Raw genomic sequence first — 23,150 nt, 5'->3', positions numbered from 1 at the left:
GTCACCGCCTCTTCGCGGCGCGGGCGCCGTTGAACTCGTTGGTGTAGAGGTCGTCGATGTCCACCTGTCCGGACTTGATGTCGCCGCGGTCGGTCAGCCAGTCGTTCCAGACCGTCAGTTCCTTCGCGTCGATACGGCCGCCTGGCGCCGAGACGCCGAAGGACTGCCAGAACTTGAGTGCGTCCGCGCTCTCGTTGCGCCCGCGCCGCTCGACGATCTCGGTGAGCCTGGCCACGACCTCGTCGCGCGGTGTGCTCCGGGACCAGTCCAGGGCCTTGCCCACGCCCGTCACAAACGTCCGCACGGTCTCGGGGTTCTGCTTGATGAAGCGCTCGGTGAACACATAGGTGCCGGCACTGAACGCGCCTCTGAGGTCGTAGTCGCTGAACAGCTTGCGGATGCCCCCGGTCTCCAGCGCCTTGTCGCGCAGGATCCCGCCCAGGACCGCCACCTCTATCTGGCCCCGGCGCAGCGACTGTTCGGTGTTGACCGGAGGCAGGACGATCCGCTCGACGCGCTTGGACTCGGCCAGGCTCACACCGTTGTTCTTGAGATAGATGTCGAGCATCGCCTCAGCATGGGCGCCGAGGGTGTTCATGCCGACCTTCTTGCCGATCAGGTCGCGCGCCGAGCGGATGGGGCTGTCGCCGGTCACGTAGTAGCCGCTGAACGCGTGCTTGTCCGAGCCGTAGTAGCTGACCACGGCCTTGATCGGGGCCTTGCGGGCGGCGAGCTTGACGACCGCGCCGTTGAACGCGCCGCCGAAGTCGGTCTGACCGGAGGCGGCGGACTGGATGTCCTGCGGGCCACTGATCGTGTTGCCGACCCATTCGAGCTTCAGGTCCTTCAGATGGCCGAGGTCCGCGGCGAGTTCGGCCGGAGTGACCTGACCGGCGAAGCCCTGGTAGCGCAGCTTGCTGGTGTTGCGGACGCCGCTGGAGCCGCTCGCTGTGCCGCAACCGGCGACCGCCAGGGCGGACAGTCCGGACAGGGCGAGGAAGGTACGACGGGATGTGGTGTGCACAGGGATTCCTTCAGTGGCTGCGGGAGGCGGAAGCCGCCGCACCGGCGGTGGGCGTGGGCAGGGCTTGGATGAATTCGTCGACCACGTCGAACAGCCGCAGGGCGGCCTCGGGGCGCAGCTGCGCCCCGCCGTCCGTGAGCCGCTCGACATGGCTGTCCAGGAAGAAGGACCCGGCCACGACATGCCGGGCGCCGAGCGCGGACAGCACGGGACGCAGGGCGTAGTCGATGGTCAGGACATGGGCGAGGCTGCCGCCCGTGACGAGGGGCAGCACGGTCTTTCCGGCCAGTCCGGACTGGGGCAGCAGATCGAGGAAGGTCTTGAGGAGCCCGGTGTACGAGGCCTTGTACACGGGCGTTGCCACGATCAGCGCGTCTGCCGCGGCCACTTGTTCGGCTGCGGCGTACAGGGCGGGGTCGTCCGCGCGGCCGGACAGCAGTTCGGCGGCGGGCAGCTCACGCACCAGCAGATGCCCGGCGTCGAAGCCGGTGACGGCCAGCCGCCCCAGAGCGTGCTCGACGAGCAGTTCGGTGCGCGAGTTCACGGACGGGCTTCCGGAAACAGCAAGAATGGAGGTCATCGGTCATTCCGTTTCGGGGTACGCGAAGATGCCCGGGACGGCGTCCGGAAATTACGGCCCGTCCAGGAAAATGGGTCGGTGAAATGGCAATGGGGCGCGGAAAAGGCGGAACGGGAGGGAAATCAGGGCTTACCCGGCCGTGGCGCACCGGAGCAGAGGCCGTTGCTGATTGCTCTGGGTGGTGGGGTTTCCCCGGGTGAGGTGATTTCCCGGTGATCCGGCCGTGCGTCCGTCGCGCACCGGGTCCGCATGTACGCGGCCGGGGCCACGGGGTTCAGAGCAGGGCTGCCCCGGACCCCGGGCTGCGGAGGCCGGGTGCGGAAAGCGAGTTCAGCTGGGCGTGTTTCAGCGGCCGGCGGCACAAAGTGCGCTGGCGAGCCGTCGGAGATCGACGTGCAGGCGCGATACGAGAATGTCAGCTTGACTCACACCGCAGAGAATGTCAGCGACTTCCGGCCACGTCAATGTCCACGCGAAATCGTCTCGCATGGTGAATTGTTACAGATTTCTTTCGCGGCCTGCGGGGGTACCCGGCGAGGCGCAGGGGTGGCCGGGGAACCCCCGGCACTCAGGCTCCCGCCGATGACTGCCGAACGACCGAACACCTCGCGCACGTCGGCGTGGTGACGCCGGAGGGCCGCACGTCGTCGAGCAAAGATGGCACAGCGTCCCCAACTGTCCTTCCCCTCTTTCCCATGCCCCCTGGTGCCTCCGCCCGGGCCCGGCGATGCTGTCCGCCGACAGCGCTTACTGCAGCTCAACCAGCTCTATTCCAGGAGAAGTTGTGGGCCTAGGCAGAGCAAGACATCTCGTCGTGCTGGGCGCGGCACTGTCCGCGCTGATGGCGGCTGCGACCATCCCCGCGATCGCCGACACCCCCGATCCGCCGCCCCGCGACCCCGTCGAGATACTGCGGCCGATCGCACCGCCGCCCGCGAGCGCGGCGACGGGCGCGGACACGGCTGTGGCCGACGCCGACGGAATCGAGACCGCCCGCAGCTCCCGGCCGGTCGCCCCGGGCATCGAACTCACTTCGTACGACCGGCTCGAGGCCGAAAAGTGGCTGCGCGTCGATGCGCTCTCGGTCGACCTCGGTGCGAGCAGCGGCGTACGGGCCGACTACCTCTCCTCGGGGAAGGTCGCAGACCGGCACCCCGTCTCCGAACTCGCCGCCCGGCACGACGCGGGACCCGGGCGGCGCACCGTGGCCGCCTTCAACGCCGACTTCTTCGACATCAACCAGACCGGCGCGCCCCAGGGCCCCGGCATCAAGGACGGGGAGGTGACCCACTCGCCCGCCCCCGGGGCCCACCGGGCCGTCGGTATCGGCCCCGGCTCTGCCGGCCGGGTCCTGGAGCTGTACTTCGACGGCGCGTTGACGTTGCCCTCCGGTGAGCACCGGCTCGGCGCGTACAACGCCGCGAACGTCCCCGCCGGGTCCGTCGGCGCGTACACCGCCGCCTGGGGTGAGGCCGACCGTGCCCTGACCGTGGATGCCGCCTCCCCGGTCGCCGAGGCGCTCGTGTGCGAGGGCCGGGTCGTCGAGGTGCACGACCGTCCGGGCACCGGTCCGATCGCCGCCGACACCACCGTGCTGGTCGGGCGTGAGAGCGGGGCCGCGGTGCTGACGGCGCTGCGACCCGGAGACCCGGTGCAGGTGGCCTACCGTCCCCGTGCCGGCAACGGACCCGTCCCGCGCACCGCCGTCGGCGGACGTGAACTCCTCGTCGTCGACGGCGTGGCGCAGAACCACGACGGCGAGGGCAACAACACTCCGGCGCCGCGTACCGCCGTCGGATTCTCCAAGGACGGCCGCGCGATGCAGGTCGTCACGGTCGACGGCCGCCAGGCCGACAGCGGCGGTGTCACCCTGACCCAGCTCGGCAGGATGATGAAGGAGGCCGGCGCGTACAGCTCGCTCAACCTCGACGGCGGCGGCTCCTCCACCCTCCTCGCCCGCGAACCGGGAAGCGACGCCCTCCAGGTCGAGAACAGCCCGTCCGACGGCAGCGAACGCACCGTCCCCAACGGCCTTGCCCTGACCGCTCCCGACGGCAGCGGACGGCTGCGCGGCTACTGGGTCGAGACCGCCGTCGCCGCGGCCACCGCCCCGACCGCCGACCCGGTGGGCGGCGGCCACCCCGACCGGGTGTTCCCGGGGCTCAGTCGCAAGCTGACCGCCGCCGGATACGACGAGACCTACGGACCCGCCGCCGGCCCGCCGCTCTGGCGCGCCCTGAAGCCCCACATCGGCCGTGTGGACAGCCATGGCGTCTTCCGGGCCCGTCACAGCGGCACCACAAGGGTGCGGGCCGAACGCGCGGGTGCACACGGTGACGCCGCTCTGACCGTGCTCGGCGATCTGGCCCGGATCGAGCCGACGACCCGGCGCGTGGGACTCGCGGACGGCTCGGCCACCGGATCGTTCGGCATCCTCGGACTCGACGCCCAGGGCAACAGCGCCCCGGTGGAGCCTGCCGACGTACAACTCGACTACGACGCCACCCTCTTCGACATCCACGACAACGGCAGGGGCTCCTTCGTCGTCGGCTCGCGCACCGGCAGCGGTTCCGGACGGATCACCGCGACCGTGGCCGGCATCACCACAGTCCTGGCCGTCGGTGTCGGGCTCGCCGAGCAGCCCGTCACGGACTTCGACGACGCCGGTGGGTGGACCTTCAGCCAGGCCCGCGCGAGCGGCACGGCAGCGGCGACCCCCTCCGGGTACGGCGGCACGGGTCTGGAGGTGACCTACGACTTCACCCTGTCCACCGCGACCCGGGCCGCCTATCTCAACCCACCGCAGCCCATCGACGTACGCGGCCGGCCCCAGTCCTTCACCCTCTGGATCAACGGCGACGGCAACGGAGCCTGGCCCACCCTGCACCTCAAGGACGCCGCGGGATCCGACCAGCTGCTGCGCGGCCCCTACATCACGTGGACCGGCTGGCGTCAGGTGACCTTCGCCGTACCCGCCGGCGCGGCGACCCCGCTGAAGGTCCACCGCTTCTATCTCGCCGAAACCGGCCCGACCCGCCAGTACACCGGCCGGATCGTGATCGACGGGCTGAGCGCGCAGGTGCCGCCCGCCGTCGAACTGCCCGCCCTGCCGCACACCACCGATCCGCTGATCGACCCGGCGGCGCTCACCCAGGGGCGCTACTGGCGGTTCGCGGTGATGTCCGACGCCCAGTTCGTCGCACGCGACCCGGGCAGTCCCCTCGTCCAGCAGGCCCGCAGGACCCTGCGCGAGATCAGGGCGGCACGGCCCGACTTCCTTGTTGTCAACGGCGATCTCGTCGATGAGGGCTCCCCGGCCGACCTCGCCTTCGCACGCCGGATCCTGACCGAGGAGCTCGGCGACGAGCTGCCCTGGTTCTACGTCCCCGGCAACCATGAGGTGATGGGCGGGAAAATCGACAACTTCATCGCCGAATTCGGCCCCGCACACCGTGCCTTCGACCACCGCGGCACCCGCTTCATCACCCTGGACACCTCCAGCCTGAGCCTGCGCGGTGGTGGCTTCGCCCAGATCAGGGCGCTGCGGGCGCAGCTTGACGCGGCGGCGAGGGACCCGGACATCGGCTCGGTGATGCTCATCGAGCATGTACCGCCTCGCGACCCGACCGTGCAGAAGGGCAGCCAGCTCGGCGACCGCAAGGAAGCCGCGCTCGTGGAGGACTGGCTCGCCCGGTTCCGCCGTACGACGGGCAAGGGCGCGGGTCTCATCGGCAGCCATGTCGGCGTCTTCCACGCCGCGCATGTGGAGGGCGTGCCCTACCTCGTCAACGGCAACTCCGGCAAGAACCCGGCCGCCCCACCGGACCAGGGCGGCTTCACCGGCTGGTCGCTCGTCGGCGTCGACGCCATCTCCAGCGCCGATCAGGCCGCGGCCCGGCGAGCCCCCTGGACCGGGCAGCCCGACTGGGTCTCCGTACAGACCCGCGCCCATGTCGACGCCCTCGACCTGGACGCGCCCGTGCTGCTGCGTCCCGGGGAGTCGAAAGACGCGACCGCGACCGTCCTGCAGGGCCTGCGACGGGTTCCCGCGACATTTCCGATGAGCGTCGACTGGACCGGGTCCCCGAACCTCCACATCGGCCCCGCGACCGGGTCCCGCCCGAGGCACGCGGCCACCTTCGACCCGGCGACCGGCCGCCTCACCGCTCTGCGCGAGGGCCGGATCACACTCGCGGTGACGGTCGCCGGCACCACCTACCGCAGCGAGATCCCCATCGTGGCCCTCGCCGCGGACCGTGCGGCCTGACCGGGCCGGGGCGCCACGCACTGCTCCTCGGTGCGCGACGCCCCGGCCCTGCCCGTTTCCGTCCCGGTCTCGCCGTGCGCGAAGGCGCGGCGGGGGGCAGCCTTGTGCGTGGGTGTTGCGCAGGAGGTGATCCCCGTGTCCGATCGGCTCGCCTCTGTGTCCGCGCCCGCGCAGTGGGCACGCGAGGACTCCCATCCTCTCCTGTCACTGGCCCTGGCCTCGATGATGGACGACGTCCAGGCCCACTCGGGCGCGGTCTACCTGCTCACGGACGACGAGCAGGTACTCGAGATGGCCGTCATGGCCGGACTGCCCCGCGCCTTCGCCGCGCCCTGGGAAAGGGTCGCGGTCGGCTCGCCCATCCCGGTCGCCGACGCCCTGCGGCAGCGACGGGTGATCTGGGTGTCGGGCGAGGAGGACATGGCCGGCCGGTACCCGCGTATCGCCGTCGTCCTGCCGTATCCCTTCGCCCTGGCCGCCGTGCCCGTGGCCACGCCCGAGAAGGCGTACGGAGCGGTCTTCGTCACCTGGCCGGGCTCCCACCCGCCGGTCATCTCCGCCACCGAACGCGCCCGCCTCATGGCCGCCTGCGAGCGGCTGGCACTGCGGCTCCAGCGCGCCGCGGAGACGGGCAGCACGGTCGTTCCCGAGGCCGACTTCCCTGTCTCCCCGCCGATGGCGGGGACGACGGGTGCGGTCGAGGCCCTGCAGATGCTCGCGCGACTGCCCGACGGCATGTGCGCCCTCGACGTGAACGGGCGCGTGACCTTCGCCAACGCCGCCGCCGCCGACCTCCTCGGCGCCCCGGTCACCGACCTGCTCGATGCGCAGCTGTGGAACACCCTGCCCTGGCTGAACGACCCGGTCTACGAGGACCGCTACCGGTTGGCCATGGTCAGCCAGCAGGCCATCTCCTTCGTGGCCCTGCGCCCACCCCAGCACTGGCTGCTGTTCCGCTTCCACCCGAGCCGGAACGGAATCAGCGTCCAGATCACCCCCGCCTCCGGCACGATCCAGGAGGTTCCCGCACCGGACAGCCCCAGGGACCGCCCGGCGCGTCTGGTGGGCATCACCCATCTGCTCAGCCTGGCCAGCGCGCTCACCGAGGCGGTCGGGGTGTCGGACGTGGTCGAACACGTCGCGGACGAGATCATGCCGGCCGTCGGCAGCCGGACCCTGGTCATGCTGGCCCCCGACGGCGGGCGGCTGCGGGTGCTGGGCCACCGCGGGTACGACGACCCCACGATCATCGACCGCTTCGACGGCACGTCCCTGGACGCCCCCACGCCCGGAGCCCAGACCCTGGTGACCGGTGTGCCGGCGTTCTTCGAGTCCCGCGCGCAACTCGAGCACCTCTATCCCACGCGGTCCGCGACCCCGGACGGCATGGCCGCCTGGGCATATCTGCCGCTGGTCGCCTCCGGTCGGCCGGTCGGCACCTGCGTCCTCGGCTACGCGCAGCCGCACCCCTTCACCCCCGACGAGCGGGCCGTGCTGACCAGCCTCGGCGGCCTGATCGCCCAGGCGCTGGAGCGGGCCAGGCTGTACGACGCCAAGCACCGGCTCGCCCACGGCCTGCAGTCCGCGCTGCTGCCGCACAGCCTGCCCCGACTGTCGGGCCTTGAGGTCGCCGCCCGCTATCTGCCCGGCACCCAGGGAATGGACATCGGCGGCGACTTCTACGACGTGATGCGGACGCCGCAGGGCGCGGACATGTTCGGCGGGGTGGTGCACCCCGAGGCCGCCGCGGTCATCGGAGACGTACAGGGGCACAATGTCGCCGCCGCGGGTCTGATGGGCCAGGTACGCACCGCGGTGCGCGCCTACACGGCCGTCGGCCAGGCGCCCGGCAGGGTCATGTCGAGCACCAACCGGCTGCTGATCGAACTGGACGCGGATCTGCTGGCCAGCTGCGTGTATCTCCACCTGGACCTGCCCGACCACCGGGTCCTGCTGTCCCGTGCCGGCCACCCCCAGCCGCTGCTGCGCGACACGGACGGCCGGGTCCACATCCTCGACCTCGCGGGCGGACCCCTGCTGGGAATCGACCCGTCGGCGGTCTACCCGACGACAGGGGTGCCGCTGAACCCCGGATCCGTTCTCGTCCTGTACACGGACGGCCTGATCGAAAGGCCCGGTATCGACATCGAGGACGCACTCGCCGAACTGGCTGCCCGGCTGGCAATCGGCGCGGACCGGCCGCTGGAGGAGCTGGCGGACATCCTGATCGGCGACAGCGCGATGTCGGCGGACCGGGGCGACGACACGGCTCTGCTGCTGCTGCGCCCGCGCCACTGACGGTGCGAGCCGTCCCGCGCCCGCCGACGGCGTCAGCCGGCGAGCCCCAACTCGCCGTCGGCCGACGGCGCGAAGTACGCCGCGACATCCGCCGCGGACACCTGCGCGAGCTCCGCCGGCGACCAGCGGGGCCTGCGGTCCTTGTCGATGACCTGGGACCTGATGCCCTCCACCAGGTCCGGTGCGGACAGTCCCGCGCAGGAGACACGGAACTCCTGGCCCAGCACCGCTTCCAGGGACCCCAGCGCCCGGGCGCTGCGCATCGCGGCGAGGGTCACCTTGAGTGCGGTGGGCGACCTGGTGAGGATCGTCCCGGCGGTCTCCTTCGCCTCGGTCTCGCCGCAGGCGAGCAACCGCTGGAGGATCTCCTCCACCGAGTCCGCCGCGTAGCAGTGGTCGATCCACCCGCGGTGGGCGGCCAGTTCACCTTCAGGGGCGGGGGCCGTGAAGCGCCGTACCGCCTCGTTCACGTCTGTGCCGGCGAGCGACGCGGCGAGGTCCGCCAGCCGCCCCGAGGGCACGAAGTGGTCGGCGAGCCCCAGCAGCAGCGCATCGCCCGCCCCGACCGCGTTGCCGGTGAGAGCCAGATGTGTGCCCAGCTCGCCGGGGGCCTGGGCCAGCAGGTGCGTGCCGCCGACGTCCGGGACGAAGCCGATGCCGGTCTCGGGCATGGCGAGCGTGGACCGCTCGGTGACGATGCGCACGCTGCCGTGGGCGGACACGCCCACGCCGCCGCCCATCACGATGCCGTCCATGAAGGCCACATAGGGCTTCGGGAAGCGTGCGATACGGGCATTGAGGCGGTACTCGTCGCGCCAGAACGCGACGGACTCGCGCCCGCCGGAGCGTGCGTCGTCATGGATGGCCCGGATGTCCCCGCCCGCGCACAGTCCGCGCTCACCGGCCCCCGAGATCACGACGACACGGACCGCGTCGTCCTGCTCCCAGTCGGCGAGTGCGGCGTCGACGGCAAGGACCATCGCATGGTTCAGAGCGTTGAGCGCCCGCGGCCGGTTGAGCGTGATGTACCCCGCGCGGCCCTCGGTGCGCAGCAGTACGCAGTCGTCGCCGGCCATTGCCTCTTCCTCCCAGGGGTGGACTTCGCATCCCATCCTCGCTCACCGGCGGGCAGCACTCGCACGGGCCCCGGCGGCGGTGGCGGCGCCACTCCCGTACGCCGTCTTCCCGTCAGTCCGACCAGTCGGTATGTTCTGGGCGAGTCGAGTCGACGGAGGATGCCATGACCGAGCACCCCAGCAGGATCCAAGGCCACTGCGACGAACGCTTCCAGGGCGTACGTGCCGCGTTCGGGGAGAACTTCCAGGAGCGGGGGGAACTGGGCGCAGCGGTCACCGTCATGCTCGACGGGCGCAGCGTCGTCGACCTGTGGGGCGGCTGGGCCGACGCCGGGCGGACCCGGCCATGGCAGAGCGACACCCTGGTGAACGTGTGGTCCACGACCAAGGGCCCCACGGCCCTGTGCGCGCATCTGCTCGCCGACCGCGGGCAGCTCGACCTGGACGCACCGGTCGCCACCTACTGGCCCGAGTTCGCGGCGGCGGGCAAGGAAGGCGTTCTCGTGCGTCATCTGCTCTCGCACCGCGCGGGCCTCGCGGGCCTGCGGGAGCCGCACTCGCTCGAGGAGCTCTACGACTGGGAGCTCACCTGCGCCCGGCTCGCCGCCACCGAGCCGTGGTGGGAGCCCGGCACTGTCTCCGGATACCACGCGATGACCTACGGCTTCCTCGTCGGCGAAGTCGTCCGGCGAATCACCGGCCGGATGCCGGGCGCGTTCCTTCAGCAGGAGATCGCCGGGCCGCTCGGCATCGACTTCACCATCGGACTTCCGGAGAAGGAAACCGATCGGGTCGCCGAACTGGTGCACCCGCCGGCCGAGGCCACCAGTGAACAGGCTGCCGTCTTCGCCCAGTTGGAGCCCGTCGCGCTCGCCGCGCTGATCAACCCCATGACCGGTGCGGACGCCGCCAACTCGGCGGCCTGGCGCGCCGCCGAGATCCCCGCCGCCAACGGCCACGGCACCGCCCGCGCGGTAGCTGCCCTCTACGGCATCCTCGCCGGACGCGGCACACTCGGCGACCGCCGGGTGCTGACCCCCGAGGCTGCCGAGCGTGTCCGTGAGGGCCAGGGCGGTTGCCGCGATCTGGTGCTCGGAAGGGGATTCGCGCACGACACGGAGGTGGCCCTCGGCCTGTGGCTGAGCGGCGAGAACGGCTCGTACGGCCCGAACCCCCGCGCGCTCGGCCACGACGGCTTCGGCGGCTCCTGCGGGCTCGCCGACCCGGAGACCGGCATCAGCATGGGCTACGTCATGAACCGCATGGGCCCGCATATCGCCGACGACCCGCGGAAGATGGCGCTCGTCGACGCCGTGTACCGCGCCCTGTAGCCCGGCGCCCGCCACGGACCCGGTCGCCGCCCTTCCAGATTCTTGCAACACGTTCTACTGTGTGCGCCCGCGCCAGGGACGGACCGTGAGACTTCTGGAGGGGCCGTGCACCTTCAATACACGCCGGAACAGCAGCAGTTGCGGGCGGAACTGCGCACGTACTTCGCCGAGCTGGTCCCCGACAACGCCTATGCCCGGTACTCCGAGCCGGCTGCCCAGAAGCGCTTCTACCGTGAGACGATCCGCCGGCTCGGCGCCGACGGCTGGCTCGGAGTCGGCTGGCCGCGGCAGTACGGCGGCCGGGGCCTGAGTCCGATGGAGCAGTTCATCTTCTTCGACGAGGCCGCCCAGGCGGGTGTGCCGCTGCCGCTCATGGCGCTCAACACCGTCGGCCCGACGATCATGCAGTTCGGCACCGACGAGCAGAAGACGTACTTCCTGCCGAAGATCCTCTCCGGCGAGATCGACTTCGCCATCGGCTACAGCGAGCCCGATGCCGGCACCGACCTCGCAGCCCTCAGGACACGTGCCGTGCGCGACGGCGACGAGACCACCGGCCACTACACGGTCAACGGCCAGAAGATCTGGACCACCAACGGCGACACCGCCGACTGGGTGTGGCTGGCCGTGCGCACCGATCCGGACGCTCCGCCGCACAAGGGCATCACCATGCTGCTCGTACCGACCTGCGACCCCGGCTACTCCTGCACCCTCATCAACACCCTCGCCTCCCACGACACCACCGCCAGCTACTACGAGAACATCCGCGTCCCCGTCTCCCGCCGCGTCGGTGACGAGAACAAGGGCTGGCGGCTGATCACCAACCAGCTCAACCACGAACGCGTCACGCTCGCCGCCCACGGCACCATGGCGATCCGCGCCCTGCACAACGTCCAGCGCTGGGCCGCCGACACCAAACTCACCGACGGCCGCCGCGTCATCGACCTCGGCTGGGTGCGCGGCCGGCTCGCCAGGACCCACACCAGGCTCGACGCGATGAAGCTGCTCAACTGGCAGATGGTGAACGCGGTCCAGCAGGGCACCCTCACCCCGCAGGACGCCTCCGCCGTCAAGGTGTACGGCTCCGAGGCCCGCCGCGACGCATACGCCTGGCTGATGGAGGTCGTCGGCGCGGCCGGCCCCCTCAAGGAGGGCTCGGCAGGAGCAGTCCTGCACGGCGAACTCGAACGCGGCTACCGCTCGGCGGTGATCTTCACCTTCGGCGGCGGCAACAACGAGATCCAGCGCGAGATCATCTCGTGGATCGGACTGGGGATGCCGCGGGTACGACGGTGATCTGCTGTGACGAGGATTTTTGGTCGGCGCTTGGATTTTTGGTTGGCACCAAGATCACTCTGTGCTCTGAACTTGTTCTTCACGGTCTGGGTTGGTCACGTTCGGCGATGGTCTCGGGCGCCTGACCGTTTTGCCCATGTCGTAGCGGGTGGCGCGGTACCGGTTCTTCGAGCCGGGCGGTCGGCCGGGGCAGGGCCGGTTGGGTTTCGGCGCACGGGCCGGACAGGGCCAGTTCGGGCGGAGGTTCCTGAACCCCCGGCGAACCCGGGCGGGGGTGAGCCGGCCGGGCTCGGTGGGCTTCTCCCAGGGCGGCGGAGGTCAGCGGCCAGCGGCCGGGCGAGGCGGAGTTGGGTGTGGGCGGCCGCGACCAGCCAGGTCCACCGGTCTGCCGCCTCGGGTACGCGGAGCTTCGGGCAGGTCCCCTGTACGCCGAGGGGCAGGTGGCGATCCTGCCCACCTCTCACCCACTTGCCGGCCGCTCCGAGATCCGGATGGCCGAAGTCACCGCATTGCCGGAACTCCCGATGGCTCGCTGGCCCGATCCCGGCGGCAACTACCCGGAGGGGCCAGGGGTCGAGGTACGGAACCTGACACAACTCTTCCAGCTGATCGCGCTCGGCCGTACCACGGTGATTGTGCCCGAGTCCGCGGGCACCGACCTGCGCCGCGGTCTCGCCGCCGTGCCGGTCCTGGACGCTCCGCCCGTGACCACGGTGATCGCTTGGCCGTCGCACAGCCGACTTCGCGCAGTCGCCGACCTGATCCGCGTAGCAACACGTCTTTGACCGGCTGCTCTGCATCTGCTCGCGTGGAAAGCGGCCGACCGTTCGGATCGGCGGCCGGAAACCGCGTCCAACGACCCGACGCGCTCACGGAGCGATCCGGGGCCGGAGGTTGAAGAACAAGCCAAGCTCAGGGAGCCGTTAGCGGTTCGAGTCCGAAGGTCCGACTGAGCCGTTCTTCGACCGCCTTGAGGCCCTTGACGCCCTTGGCGAGTTCCTTCCAGCCCAGGTCCATCTGCCTGGCCTCCTCGGCGCTCTGGCTGCTCTCGCCGATGTCGAGCCGCGTCGCGTCGTACACGGCGCCGCCACCCTCGCTGATGTGCTTGAGGGCGGCCGACCAGGCGGCCTGGGTCTTCGGGTCGGGGATGGGAGGGTACTCCTGGGCCTCGTGCACGTCATCGAAGAACGGGGTGAAGTCAATGACCCACAGGTCCTCGTCGTGGTGGGAGTGGACCGCCTCGGCTTGGCCGCGCACGCCGGTGATCTGCTCCTCACCTCCGGCCTCGTACCAGAGCGCAACATTGGCTGCGGTCTGCGCGGAAGTGGTGGCGGACGGGTAGTGCGTCGGCGGAGTGCTCTCCGTCGGCGTCAGCGGGTCGGTGATCGCCGTGGTGGTGTCCGTGGGTGTCGGTTCAGTGGCCGGTTCCGCGCCGGGAGCGGTGGAACAGGCGGCCAGGGTCACGGCGGCTGTGAGCGCGGTGAACACCAAGGCGAGGCGTCGTGTCGGTTGCTTCATCGCGCGGTCCTCCTCATCAGCTCGGCCAGCAGACGGGCGCGGGGAAGCATCTGCGCGACCTCCACATACTCGGTGTCCGCGTGGGCTCCACCACCCACGGCGCCCAGGCCGTCCAGGGTCGGGCAGCCGGTCGCCGCGATGTGGTTGCCGTCCGAGGCGCCTCCGACAGCGGCTGCTCTCAGGGGCGCCTGGCCCAGGTCCGAGGCGACGCGGGAGGCCAGGGCGAACAGATCGGCGCTGGACTCCGGTTCCATGGGCGGCCGTCCGGGGCCGCCCAGGACCTCCAGCCGCGCACCGTGGGTTCGGGGGGTGAGCTCTCGTACAAGCCCGTCGATCCGGTCCTGTGCCGCCGCGGTCGGTACGCGTACGTCCACCGACACCCTTGCAATCGCGGGCACCGTGTTGCGCGCGGTGCCGGCCGACAGCAGGGTGGGTGTGACGGTCGCGCTGCCCAGAAGGGGGTGAGCTGCGCCCGCGACTGCCCCGATGCCGGCGAGGGCCAGTACCTGGTGAGCGGCCTCCACAGCGGCGTTGACCCCCTTGTGCGGTTCCTGACCTGCGTGGGCGGCCCTGCCGTGCACCACGACTTCGTACCGTGAGGTGCCCTTGCGGGCGGTCTTGAGCGCGCCCCTCTCGTCCGCGGCCGCCTCCAGCACGAAGGCGGCGACGCACCCCCGGGCGGTTTCCTCGATCAGGTGCCGGGAGGTCGGGGAGCCGACCTCCTCGTCCCCGTTGACCAGGATGCACACTCCGTCCGGGGAAGGCAGCGAGGCCAGCGAGTGGAACATCTGCACCAGGCCCGCCTTCATATCCAGGACCCCGGGGCCGCGGGCGATCCCGCCGGCCACCGACCAAGGACGGGACCGGAGCGAGCCGATGGGCCACACCGTGTCGTGATGTCCCACCAGCAGCACGCGCGGGGTGCCGAAGGCCCACCGCAGATGGGTCACCCCGTCGATCACTATCGTCTCCGGCTCGGCTCCCAGCAGCCTCGTACCGAGGGCGCCGACCACCTCGGCACTGCGCGCCACCGCGGTGTGGTCGCCCGAGAAGGACTCGCACCGGACGAGTTCCTTCAGATCAGCGAGCATCACCGGCAACTGGAGCGCGCCCCCCGGCTCCTGATCCCACCGGTCCAGTCTCTTCTCACCTCGTCGCAACATCACACCTCTCCCCTCGGATCGCACGTGTCGGTGGAGCGGCCGTGCGCCTTCCTTCTCCGCAGCGCCCGCCGCACGAACGACGCTAGGGCGCGGCAAGGGATGTCACCAGCGACTGGATTGCATGGAATCCATGCGCCACAGGCATGTGTTGGCGGACGATGTCGAGGGCCGGAGGGAGGCCCTGGCGGCGGGAGGAACGTGTTCGAGAACGACGCGCTGCGGCTGTTCGTGGCCGTGGCCGAGACTGGGTCTTTCACCAAGGCGGCGGTCCGGCTCAACTACACGCAGTCCGCGGTGTCCCGCCGGATCGCCACGCTGGAACAGCAGGCGGGCGGGCTGCTGTTCGAGCGGCTGCCGCGGGGTGTACGGCTCAATCCCGCCGGGCGGGTGCTGCACCGGCACGCCGTGGAGGTGCTCGGCCGGCTGGCACGGGCGGAGCGGGAACTGGTCGTACTGCGCACGGGACGCGGCGGGCTGCTGCACGTGGGGGCGTTCGCCACGGCGAACATTTCGCTGATGCCGGCCGCTCTGCGGGCTCTCCAGGAGGCCACCCCGGATGTCGAGGCCGTCGCGGTCGAGGGCCCGACCGACGCGCTGATGCGACGGCTCGCGGACGGGGCACTGGACATCGCCGTCGTCAGTGACTATCCGTATGGGCTTCCGTCGGCCGACGGGGTCACGACCACGGTGCTGTGCGAGGACGAACTGTTCGTCGCCCTCCCGCGCGGGCACCGCCTGACCGGCGCCGGGGCGATCGACCTCCGCGAACTGCGCGACGAAGCCTGGCTGCAAAGCGCGTACGGCGACCGCCCCACGATGCTTGCCGACGCCTGCGCGCGGGCGGGCTTCGCTCCCAGGAGGATCATCCGCATCGCGGAGTGGGCGGGGAAGTTCGGCTACGTGGCCGCCGGGCTGGGAGTGGCGTTGGTGCCGTCGCTGGCCGCCTGGGCGGTTCCTGAAAAACTCGTCCTGTGCCGCCTCACCGACCCCGCCTTGCGCCGCACCCTGCACATCGCGCTGCCTGCCACCCCACTGCCGACGGCGCTGCAACTGCGGCACCTGCTGCGCGACGCCGTGAATTAGTACTGCAACGGTGTGGGTGTGTCAATTTGACAGCTGATCCTGGTTGTTGAGGTTCAGTTGTCGGCCGGGGTGAGCCGGCCCTCGAAGGCGATCTGGAATGCGTTGAGGGTGCCTTCCAGCGCATGGCCCATTGCTTGCGACTCTTGCCGGTCGGGTCGAGGCTCATCAGTGCAACACGAGGACCACCGCGCCGACGACAACGAGCACGACGCGGCCCATGCAGCCTTCTCGATCGCCATTGGAGCTTGGATCCCTCCTCCGCTGCACAGAAGGGCCGACCTTACAGTCGGGGTCGAGGGCCTCCTCGTCCACTACGCGGACAGGCGCCGCCTGGAGCCTCCTACCAGCTCACCGTCGAGACCGGCCCACCGATCAGGGCAGATGAATTCGACAGCCGGCTCACCTCCCGATGGAGAGCCTTTTCATTGCGGGCGGGCACGCTGTGGCAGACGCCGGCCCGACACCAGCCTCGGCCCTTCGCCCGCGTCGTTCTCGTCCAGCCGCAGCAGATGCTCACATCCGACGCCGGCCTCGCCCCCCCGCGACCGATCCGGTTGTGCACTATTCACCCGGCGTCGGGCCTGTACGTATCGGCATGCCCCGGCCCGTCGCCAGCCTCGGTCTTCAGGTGACTCTCCGGACAGGTGCCCTGCGAGTCACCTGAAGCAGTGGAGCTACGACTGGCGCCAGTCCCACGCGAACACGGCGCGCCTGCCCCAAGGAACCACGTGACGCGTAATGAGGAACCGGGCTGACGAACCAGCGTGCGGCCCGGACAGCCGAGGCGCCTTGGTCAAAGAGAAGCGCCCCTCTCCAGGCCTACCGTTGTGATGAGCCGCACAACGGCCGGCTTCCGGGGGACGGAACCGGCCCCGAAATGCACGGGAGGCTCGACCCGCGCCAGCGGGCCCAAGTCGTTTCCACCGAAGATGGCCACGGCACTGGAGATCGGCAGAAGGTCCTGCACGCCATACCACTCACGACGGTCCGCCCTGTTACTGCTGCAGGTCCGTACGCCCAACAGCAGTCGAGCCGGCACATCGACCAGTGCGCTCCAGGCCGGGCGAATGGCGAGCGAACCCGGCACGGCGTGCAGCAGCGCCCCAAGCCGGTCTCGCCGACCGGTGGTGAAATGCAGGTCCAGCGACGGCGCCGTGACGGACCAGGCTTCTCCTGCGACGTCGACCGTGACCGGTACGATCTGCACTTCGTCGAAGGTATAGGTGCCGGCGATGAAGTCCCCGATCTCTGCAGTGGGAGCCAACAGAAGACGCCTTCCGTTCGCCTGCTCGAGCATCACGTCATTGAACGGCCCGAACGGCGAACGTGCCCAGTGTCCGAGCACCAGCCGAACGCCGGAGGAGGTTCCGACACCAGCGATCCAGCCTTCGAAGCGCAATCGTTGACGCGTTGGAGCGACTCCTTCCTCCACGGAGGGACACATGGGTGAACGACCCGGGGCGTCGTTCGGGTTCCCGCCCGGCGCTCCTGGCCTCCTGGTGCCCTGCGCCCGGGCCGAACCACCTTGGTCAGGAGCGGGTGCCTCCGCCATAAGCTGTATGCCCCCTCTCACCGGCCGAAAAGGCAGGGACGAACGCCTGTGGCTCAGGCAAGGAGGTTGACGCCTTGGCGGAACAGCCAGCTCAGACGGGATGCGAGCGGCACGATGTGCGGTCCGACGAGTGGCTGTTCACGGGCCCACAGCAAGGAGCCGGTGAGCAGCAGGTGGCGCTGTGAGAGCTGTCTCCAGGCCCGTTCGTAAGCTTGCGGGCGACCGGCCCGCACGCTCCGGACCAGTTCACCGGCGGCGGTCAGGGCCAGCGTCAAGCCCTCCCCGGTGAGCGCGTCGATGTAGCCGGCCGCGTCACCCACGAGAAGGACGCGGCCCGCGACGCGCGAGCGTACCCGCTGGCGCAGCGGACCGGCGCCACGCACCGGGGTGGTGCCCGCGGCGGCGGACAGCCGTGCCATCAGGACGGGAAACCGGCTCAGCTGCGCGTCGAACGCCATACGGTCGCTGGTGAGGACCGCGATGCCGACAAGGTCGGGCGCGAGCGGCGTGACGTATGCCTCGGAGCGTCCCGACCAGTGGACCTCGACCACGTCGCTCCACGGTTCGACCCAGTAGTGGCGGCGCAGTCCGTAGCGAGCGGGCCGATGCGGATCGGGCGGCGCGCACAGGCCGAGTGCGCGACGCGTCGGGGAGTGGAGACCGTCGGCGGCGGCCAGGTACCGGGCGGTCAGCCCGCCGGCGGTGACGCAAGCTCCGTCCTGGTACAGCTTGTCAAGACGGCGCTGCACCAGCCGAACCCCCAACTGGGCCGCTCGGGCGGCCAGGGCCGCGTGCAAGCCGGTGCGTCGTACGCCGAGGCCATGGCCGGCGCGGAACTGTGCCTCCGCATGGCGCCCGGTGATGCCGTCCACGTAGCGGATGCCGTGGAAGGGCTGTCCGGCGACCGCGACACCGAGCTGCTCAAGTGCCCGCAAGGCCCCCGGCATCAGCCCCTCGCCGCACGCTTTGTCGATCGGCGTGGGCCGGGGTTCGGCGACGACAACCTCGAGGCCGGCCAGCGCGCCGTGGATAGCTGTGGCCAGCCCTGCCGGGCCGCCGCCGACGACGAGCAGATCGATCATCGTGCGATACCCGGCATCGGTACGGTGCGGTCGCCCACCAGCGCCGTCTCCTCACAGCGGACGCGCACGGAGAGCAGCACGAGGTTCAGCACGGTGAAGCAGAGGGCGGTCGCCCAGGCCGTGTGCACAAGGGGAAGGGCGAACCCCTCGACCACGACTGCCAGGTAGTTGGGGTGCCGGAGCCATCGATAGGGGCCGGAGGTGACCAACGGCAGTCCTTCGACCACGACGACCCGGGTGTTCCAGCGGGGGCCGAGGGTGATGATGCACCACCAGCGCAACACCTGTGCGGCAACGGCAAGTGCCAGCATGGGCCAGCCGAGCACCGGGAGGAAGGGACGGCCGAGCGCCCACGGTTCGGCCACACAGCCCAACAGCAGGCCGGTGTGGAGGGTGACCATTGCCGGGTAGTGGCCGCGCCCGTATTCCCTACCGCCGCGTGCACGGCTCCACGCGCTGTTGCGGCGAGCCACGAGGAGTTCGGCGAGGCGCTCCACGGTCACCAGGAGCATCAGCCCGGTCCAGGCGTTCATGAGCGATCACCAGCGCAGGAGGACGAGTTCGGAACAGAGGCCGGGCCCGAGGGCAACCATGAGCCCGGTGGACCCGGACTCGGGCGGTCCGGAGGTCATCGTGTCGCGCAGCACATGCAACACGGACGATGATGAGAGATTCCCGCTACCGGCCAGTGAGCGCCAGCTCAACTCGAACGCCGAGTGCGGCAGCCCGAGGACTTCAGCCAGCACGTCGAGGACCTTCGGCCCGCCGGGGTGGCAGATCCAGGCCGTGACGTCCGGTGGCTTGAGATCGTGATCGGCAAGGAAGGACGCGATCTCCTCTCCCACGTGCAGCCTGATCACCTCGGGCAAGTCGCTGCCGAGGACCATGCGGAAGCCCCACTCGCCGACTTCCCACCCGAGCAGCTTTCCGGTGCCCGGATAAAGGCGGCTGCGGCCTGCCACCACCTGCGGACCGGGGCCGTCGCCATGTCGGGGGTGGTCACGGCCGACGGCCAGCAGGGCTGCTGCTCCGTCACCGAACAGGGCGCCTGCCACCAGGTTCCCGGTGGACGTGTCCGAGGTCTGCAGCGTGAGCGAACACAGTTCGGTGGAGAGCAACAGCGCGACATGGTCCGGTCGGCCGACGAGATAGTCGTGGACTCGCGCGGTGCCGGCCGCGCCGCCCGCGCAGCCGAGTCCGAAGACGGGCAAGCGCTTGACGTCGGGGCGCAGTCCGACGGTCGCTGCCAGCCGGGCCTCCAAGGACGGGGTGGCAATGCCGGTGACCGAGGTGGACAGCACGAGGTCGATCGTGGCGGCGGTCAGTCCGGCTTCGGCCAGCGCCCCTTCGACGGCCTGGGCCCCGAGATCGAGCGCCGCATCGATGTAGGCGTCGTTAGCCCGGCCGAAGCCGCCGAGCCGTTCGTACCGGTCCAGGGGCAGCGCCAGATGCCGGGCCTCGACCTGCACAGAGGCATGGATACGGCGCAGCAGACCGGCGTCCGCACCCGTCGGGAGACAACGGGCGAGCGTATCCGCGATCTCCGCCTGCGTATAGCGGTGGGGCGGCAACACCGTGCTCACTGCGAGGACACGCGTCATTGACCCACCATAGACAGGTCCTGACACAAGGTCATGAAACGTGGCAAAGAGGGTGTGGCGCGACGTAATGTGAAATCGTGCCAAGCGCCCCCGCCGCCGAGGACACCGTAGGCGCACCCATCGCTCTCCCCGTCAGGCCGGTGACAGGCTTGCTGACGGCATGTCACCCGCTTCCCGCTGCCGCGGTAACCGCTTTCACCGCCACTCTGGCCGCTGCGGTGGGGCACAGCCTCCCCGGCGGTACTGTCACGGTATGCGCGGTGGCCGCCGGACAGCTCTCAGTCGGCTGGTGCAACGATCGCATCGATCTGCGGCGCGACCGAAAAGCCCAGCGCAGGGACAAGCCGCTGGCCACCGGCCAAGCACGGCCCGGGGCGGTGACCGTCGCCGCAGCCTCGGCCCTGGCGCTGTGCATCCTCTTGTCGACGGCCTGCGGACCACTCGCGGCCTGCACTCATCTGGGCGGTGTAGCGACAGCCTGGTGGTACAACCTTCATCTGAAGCGCACGGCCGCTTCCTGGCTGCCGTACGCCTTCGCCTTCGGCACTCTTCCCGCCTTCGTCACCCTTGCCCTGCCCAGCGGCTCATGGCCGCCGCTGTGGCTGATGGCCGCCGCCGCCCTGCTGGGCACAGGTGCCCACTTCGCCAATGTGCTGCCGGACATCGACCAAGACCTCGCAGCAGGCGTGACCGGCCTTCCTCAGCGGCTGGGCAGGCGGTGGACCGGCCCTGTGGCGGCTCTCCTGGTGCTCGCTTCGTCCTTCGTTCTGGTCCTCGCGCCCCCCGGGCCGGCCCCCGTGTCCGGCTGGGCAGTACTGGGGTCCACCACTTTGCTGTGCACGGTCGCCCTGACCCGAACGCTCCGCGCGGCCGACGGAAAGCTCGCTTTCCGGGCCACCATGGCGATTGCCGGGGCCGATGTCGTCCAACTGCTGCTTCACGGCACCGATCTCCGCTGACGGCGCGGAACCGCGGCGGGCTCTGACCCGGCGATGCTCGGAATTGTCTGCCTCCTCGCGGCTGGCAGGGAACGGCCGGGCCGCTTGCCATGCGGGACGACGAGTCCGGTGTCGAGGTACGCAGGGGCAGCGACGGCCACGTGGACCGTGGAACGGCAGGCTGCCGCCCTTGGAGACGTCGGACAATTGAAGGAGGAGGGGCCGAACTCTTCATGAGTGGCGTGCTCAGCGGATCAAGGCGCTGCAGGTGGCTCTGAGCCCGGGTGAGCCGCGCCTCCGCCACTGTCTCGTCCCGCCCGGCGGGCGGTGTTCTTACTGGGGCGCGGACGGCGCCGCGGTCGAGCGGATCAAGCGCGGCGCTGAGTGGTTGTGAAAGGCCCCGGTCAGCCGAGCTTGAGGAGGCCGGCATCGACGACGGCGCGGCCGAAGGGGCTCGCGAGTTCGGCGAGACGTTCGCAGTCGGCGTCACCCAGGGCGGCGTAGGCGGGAAGGGCCAGGCGGTCGGTGCGGTCCTCGATGTGCTGGCGCAGGCGTACGCCTTCCGTGCTGAGTGAGTCGCCGTCGAGGAGACCTCGCGTGCGCAGACGCTCCTCGGTGTCGGCCCACTCCTCCTCGGGCCACGCGCGGCTTGCCTTGAGGAAGTCGACGGGGACGTTCCCGGTGGCAGCGTGCAGAATCAGGGACTCCAAGCCCCCGACGCCCTCGCTCAGCAAGCACGCGACATGGCCGTCTCCACGGAACTCCCGGAGCAGCGTCTGGGCATGCCACAGCTGCAGTACCGGTTCCTTTGGCCAGGGCAGCGCGGCATGCGCGGCGAACAGCGGGCGGCCCTGCGCGTGTCCGCAGGCCGCCTCGGCGGCCCTGCGGGTCAGCGCCAGGACCTCGTCCAGAGCGGGGAGTTCATGGATTCCGGCCCGTCGCAGGGCCTCGTTCGCGGCGGCGTGCCGCGCGTCCAGCACCTGCTGCGGCGTCGCCGCGTCCCAGGCCCCGTCGACCGCCTGCCGTACGACATCGGGGTTGAAGTTGTAGAAGGTCGAGATGACCAGCTCGGCGGATGCCCGGCCGAAGGCGGCGCTCCGGGAGGCGAAGTACCCGGCGCGTCCGCTGAGTCCGAGGTCCGCGTACCGTCGCCTTCCCTCGGGGGCGAAGTAGATCATGGCGTGTACGGGCTCGAGTCGGCGCCAGGCTGCTCGCGCTGTCTTCATGGGTCACCTTTTCCGAGAGTCGACAGACGGGGTATTCGCTGTGCTTCCGTACTCGCCGTGCGCTCGCAGATGTTCGAGCAGCAGGCGGCTCAGCGTCTCGGGGGCCTCCTCGGGGACCCAGTGGCTGACGCCCTGGAGGGTCTCGAACCGGTACGGCCCGTGGACCCACTGGCCCGTCCCCTCCGCGGCCGCCGGGCCGAACGCGCTGTCCTCGGTGCTCCAGACGTACAGCGTGGGCACGTCGATGACGCCGATCGCGCCGTCGGGGCGGCCGGCCCTGTACCAGTTGAGCGCCGCGGTGAGAGCGCCCGGCTGGGACAGGTGCCGCACGTAGGCATCGGCACTGTCCTGCGGGATCTTTCCGGCGTAAGCGGCGCGAAGCCCCTCGGCATCGTCTGCGAGCATGCGCTCTTCGGTCGTGGGCGTTTCGCGCCAGTCGATCATGTAACGCGATCGTTCGCGCTGGTCCTCGTCGGTGCGAAGGGCGGCGGCCAGAGCGCCGGGGTGCGGGGTCGAGACGACCGTCAGGGTACGTACGCGGCCGGGGTGTGCATCGGCGGTCCACCACGCCACCGCGCCTCCCCAGTCGTGGCCGACCAGGTCGAATGCGGCCCAGCCCAGTTCCTCCGTGATCGCGACCACATCGTCGATCAGGACGCTCATGCGGTAGTCCCCGGGCCGTTCGGGGCGGGCCCCGGGGGAGTACCCACGCTGGTCGGGTGCCACCACCCGGTAGCCGTGCGCGGCCAACGCCGCGATCTGCCGTTGCCACACCCGCCCCGTCTGGGGGAAGCCGTGCAGCAACAGCACCGGGCGGCCCTCGGGCGGACCCGCCACGATCGCGTCGAACACGCCCGCAGCAGTGGAGATGCTCACCTCGTTCATGGCCCGCCCTTCATACCGACTGGTCGGTTAGCTTTCAGCCGTGCAAGCGGGTTGTCAAGGTCGGGAACGCACAACGGCTGCCGTGCACTGCTCTTTTGGCCGGGCGTCGCGCCAGGAGGCGCGACGGGCGCCGGCCCGCGGGCGCTGCCTGCGGGCCGGCCCGCGGGCAAGGGTCTCCGGGGCCGGGCGGGGTGGTCCCCGACCGCGGGGTCGTCATTTCCCCTGGCGGC

At 70.6% G+C, this 23,150-nt stretch carries 19 protein-coding genes and 2 pseudogenes; 7 read left to right on the top strand and 14 right to left on the bottom strand.

Annotation, left to right across the window (positions count from 1 at the left end; translation table 11 throughout):
• Position 1 precedes the first annotated feature (1 nt).
• The 3 genes from ACFYWI_RS10055 to ACFYWI_RS10045 all read right to left on the bottom strand — a co-directional run bounded on the left by ACFYWI_RS10055 (position 2) and on the right by ACFYWI_RS10045 (position 2,093).
• Complete coding sequence (locus ACFYWI_RS10055) at positions 2-1,024, bottom strand: ABC transporter substrate-binding protein (protein WP_389228070.1); 1,023 nt, start codon at positions 1,022-1,024, stop codon at positions 2-4.
• Between the two features lie 10 nt (positions 1,025-1,034).
• Positions 1,035-1,604: an NADPH-dependent FMN reductase gene (gene ssuE, locus ACFYWI_RS10050; protein ID WP_389228067.1), complete on the bottom strand. Its 570-nt coding sequence runs from the start codon at positions 1,602-1,604 to the stop codon at positions 1,035-1,037.
• 345 nt (positions 1,605-1,949) lie between these two features.
• Positions 1,950-2,093 carry a putative leader peptide gene (locus ACFYWI_RS10045; protein WP_389228064.1) on the bottom strand — a complete coding sequence of 48 codons (144 nt, stop codon included), beginning with the start codon at positions 2,091-2,093 and terminating at the stop codon, positions 1,950-1,952.
• A 352-nt stretch (positions 2,094-2,445) separates the two neighbouring features.
• Between ACFYWI_RS10045 and ACFYWI_RS10040 the strand changes: the two genes are divergently transcribed.
• Together ACFYWI_RS10040 and ACFYWI_RS10035 are read left to right on the top strand one after the other, a co-directional pair.
• A complete protein-coding gene (locus ACFYWI_RS10040) occupies positions 2,446-5,871 on the top strand; it encodes a phosphodiester glycosidase family protein (protein WP_389228351.1) in 3,426 nt (1,141 codons plus the stop codon).
• A gap of 126 nt (positions 5,872-5,997) precedes the next feature.
• On the top strand, positions 5,998-8,169 hold the full coding sequence (locus ACFYWI_RS10035; RefSeq protein WP_389228347.1) for a SpoIIE family protein phosphatase: 2,172 nt from the start codon (positions 5,998-6,000) through the stop codon (positions 8,167-8,169).
• A gap of 32 nt (positions 8,170-8,201) precedes the next feature.
• On the opposite strand, the gene ACFYWI_RS10030 is transcribed toward ACFYWI_RS10035, so the two are convergent.
• Complete coding sequence (locus ACFYWI_RS10030; RefSeq protein WP_389228061.1) at positions 8,202-9,245, bottom strand: enoyl-CoA hydratase/isomerase family protein; 1,044 nt, start codon at positions 9,243-9,245, stop codon at positions 8,202-8,204.
• A gap of 164 nt (positions 9,246-9,409) precedes the next feature.
• Here ACFYWI_RS10030 and ACFYWI_RS10025 point away from each other — a divergent pair, with 164 nt between their 5' ends.
• Entirely contained in the window at positions 9,410-10,576 is a 1,167-nt protein-coding gene (locus ACFYWI_RS10025; protein ID WP_389228058.1) for a serine hydrolase domain-containing protein, read from the top strand.
• 105 nt (positions 10,577-10,681) lie between these two features.
• Positions 10,682-11,872, top strand: coding sequence for an acyl-CoA dehydrogenase family protein (locus ACFYWI_RS10020; RefSeq protein WP_389228055.1), 1,191 nt, complete (start codon positions 10,682-10,684; stop codon positions 11,870-11,872).
• Positions 11,873-11,926: 54 nt separating this feature from the next.
• Here ACFYWI_RS10020 and ACFYWI_RS10015 read toward each other — a convergent pair.
• Positions 11,927-12,291: pseudogene (locus tag ACFYWI_RS10015) on the bottom strand (transposase); the annotation flags it as partial.
• Positions 12,292-12,294: 3 nt separating this feature from the next.
• Between ACFYWI_RS10015 and ACFYWI_RS10010 the strand changes: the two are divergent.
• Positions 12,295-12,657 (top strand): annotated as a pseudogene (locus ACFYWI_RS10010) (LysR substrate-binding domain-containing protein); the annotation flags it as partial.
• A gap of 127 nt (positions 12,658-12,784) precedes the next feature.
• Here ACFYWI_RS10010 and ACFYWI_RS10005 read toward each other — a convergent pair.
• Positions 12,785-13,390, bottom strand: coding sequence for a hypothetical protein (locus ACFYWI_RS10005; RefSeq protein ID WP_389228052.1), 606 nt, complete (start codon positions 13,388-13,390; stop codon positions 12,785-12,787).
• Positions 13,387-14,481 carry a M20 family metallopeptidase gene (locus ACFYWI_RS10000; RefSeq protein ID WP_389228344.1) on the bottom strand — a complete coding sequence of 365 codons (1,095 nt, stop codon included), beginning with the start codon at positions 14,479-14,481 and terminating at the stop codon, positions 13,387-13,389. The genes ACFYWI_RS10005 and ACFYWI_RS10000 overlap by 4 nt, the downstream gene beginning before the upstream one ends.
• A gap of 270 nt (positions 14,482-14,751) precedes the next feature.
• Here ACFYWI_RS10000 and ACFYWI_RS09995 point away from each other — a divergent pair, with 270 nt between their 5' ends.
• Positions 14,752-15,636, top strand: a complete 885-nt coding sequence (locus tag ACFYWI_RS09995; RefSeq protein ID WP_389228049.1) for a LysR family transcriptional regulator — start codon at positions 14,752-14,754, stop codon at positions 15,634-15,636.
• Positions 15,637-15,689: 53 nt separating this feature from the next.
• Here ACFYWI_RS09995 and ACFYWI_RS09990 read toward each other — a convergent pair whose 3' ends face one another.
• From ACFYWI_RS09990 to ACFYWI_RS09970, 5 genes are all read right to left on the bottom strand, one after another.
• A complete protein-coding gene (locus ACFYWI_RS09990; protein ID WP_389228046.1) occupies positions 15,690-15,875 on the bottom strand; it encodes a hypothetical protein in 186 nt (61 codons plus the stop codon).
• A 554-nt stretch (positions 15,876-16,429) separates the two neighbouring features.
• Entirely contained in the window at positions 16,430-17,080 is a 651-nt protein-coding gene (locus ACFYWI_RS09985) for a hypothetical protein (protein ID WP_389228043.1), read from the bottom strand.
• Positions 17,081-17,241: 161 nt separating this feature from the next.
• The gene (locus ACFYWI_RS09980) at positions 17,242-18,270 is read right to left on the bottom strand and encodes an NAD(P)/FAD-dependent oxidoreductase (RefSeq protein ID WP_389228040.1); all 1,029 of its coding nucleotides are present in this window, start codon (positions 18,268-18,270) and stop codon (positions 17,242-17,244) included.
• Positions 18,267-18,803 (bottom strand): isoprenylcysteine carboxyl methyltransferase family protein, encoded by a 537-nt coding sequence (locus ACFYWI_RS09975; protein WP_389228037.1) that lies wholly within the window; start codon positions 18,801-18,803, stop codon positions 18,267-18,269. Before ACFYWI_RS09975 ends, ACFYWI_RS09980 begins: the two co-directional genes overlap by 4 nt.
• A gap of 6 nt (positions 18,804-18,809) precedes the next feature.
• Positions 18,810-19,871, bottom strand: coding sequence for a type III polyketide synthase (locus ACFYWI_RS09970; RefSeq protein ID WP_389228034.1), 1,062 nt, complete (start codon positions 19,869-19,871; stop codon positions 18,810-18,812).
• A 140-nt stretch (positions 19,872-20,011) separates the two neighbouring features.
• Here ACFYWI_RS09970 and ACFYWI_RS09965 point away from each other — a divergent pair, with 140 nt between their 5' ends.
• On the top strand, positions 20,012-20,830 hold the full coding sequence (locus tag ACFYWI_RS09965) for a UbiA family prenyltransferase (protein WP_389228341.1): 819 nt from the start codon (positions 20,012-20,014) through the stop codon (positions 20,828-20,830).
• 383 nt (positions 20,831-21,213) lie between these two features.
• On the opposite strand, the gene ACFYWI_RS09960 is transcribed toward ACFYWI_RS09965, so the two are convergent.
• Positions 21,214-22,035: a hypothetical protein gene (locus ACFYWI_RS09960; RefSeq protein WP_389228031.1), complete on the bottom strand. Its 822-nt coding sequence runs from the start codon at positions 22,033-22,035 to the stop codon at positions 21,214-21,216.
• Positions 22,036-22,038: 3 nt separating this feature from the next.
• Entirely contained in the window at positions 22,039-22,920 is an 882-nt protein-coding gene (locus ACFYWI_RS09955; protein WP_389228028.1) for an alpha/beta fold hydrolase, read from the bottom strand.
• Between the last annotated feature and the right edge of the window lie 230 nt (positions 22,921-23,150).

The organism is Streptomyces sp. NPDC002889, from assembly GCF_042888425.1.
Classification (GTDB): Bacteria; Actinomycetota; Actinomycetes; order Streptomycetales; family Streptomycetaceae; genus Streptomyces.
The sequence above is the reverse complement of the archived record's forward strand: the minus strand, read 5'-3'. Positions and strand labels throughout refer to the sequence as shown.

Coding starts and splice junctions, on each gene's coding strand:
- ACFYWI_RS09990 (WP_389228046.1), bottom strand. CDS start 15,875: ATGGCGATCGAGAAGGCTGCATGGGCCGCGTCGTGCTCGTTGTCGTCG.
- ACFYWI_RS09955 (WP_389228028.1), bottom strand. CDS start 22,920: ATGAACGAGGTGAGCATCTCCACTGCTGCGGGCGTGTTCGACGCGATC.
- ACFYWI_RS09985 (WP_389228043.1), bottom strand. CDS start 17,080: ATGTGTCCCTCCGTGGAGGAAGGAGTCGCTCCAACGCGTCAACGATTG.
- ssuE (WP_389228067.1), bottom strand. CDS start 1,604: ATGACCTCCATTCTTGCTGTTTCCGGAAGCCCGTCCGTGAACTCGCGC.
- ACFYWI_RS10045 (WP_389228064.1), bottom strand. CDS start 2,093: ATGCGAGACGATTTCGCGTGGACATTGACGTGGCCGGAAGTCGCTGAC.
- ACFYWI_RS10025 (WP_389228058.1), top strand. CDS start 9,410: ATGACCGAGCACCCCAGCAGGATCCAAGGCCACTGCGACGAACGCTTC.
- ACFYWI_RS10040 (WP_389228351.1), top strand. CDS start 2,446: ATGGCGGCTGCGACCATCCCCGCGATCGCCGACACCCCCGATCCGCCG.
- ACFYWI_RS09970 (WP_389228034.1), bottom strand. CDS start 19,871: ATGACGCGTGTCCTCGCAGTGAGCACGGTGTTGCCGCCCCACCGCTAT.
- ACFYWI_RS10000 (WP_389228344.1), bottom strand. CDS start 14,481: ATGCTCGCTGATCTGAAGGAACTCGTCCGGTGCGAGTCCTTCTCGGGC.
- ACFYWI_RS10005 (WP_389228052.1), bottom strand. CDS start 13,390: ATGAAGCAACCGACACGACGCCTCGCCTTGGTGTTCACCGCGCTCACA.
- ACFYWI_RS10030 (WP_389228061.1), bottom strand. CDS start 9,245: ATGGCCGGCGACGACTGCGTACTGCTGCGCACCGAGGGCCGCGCGGGG.
- ACFYWI_RS09960 (WP_389228031.1), bottom strand. CDS start 22,035: ATGAAGACAGCGCGAGCAGCCTGGCGCCGACTCGAGCCCGTACACGCC.
- ACFYWI_RS09980 (WP_389228040.1), bottom strand. CDS start 18,270: ATGATCGATCTGCTCGTCGTCGGCGGCGGCCCGGCAGGGCTGGCCACA.
- ACFYWI_RS09975 (WP_389228037.1), bottom strand. CDS start 18,803: ATGAACGCCTGGACCGGGCTGATGCTCCTGGTGACCGTGGAGCGCCTC.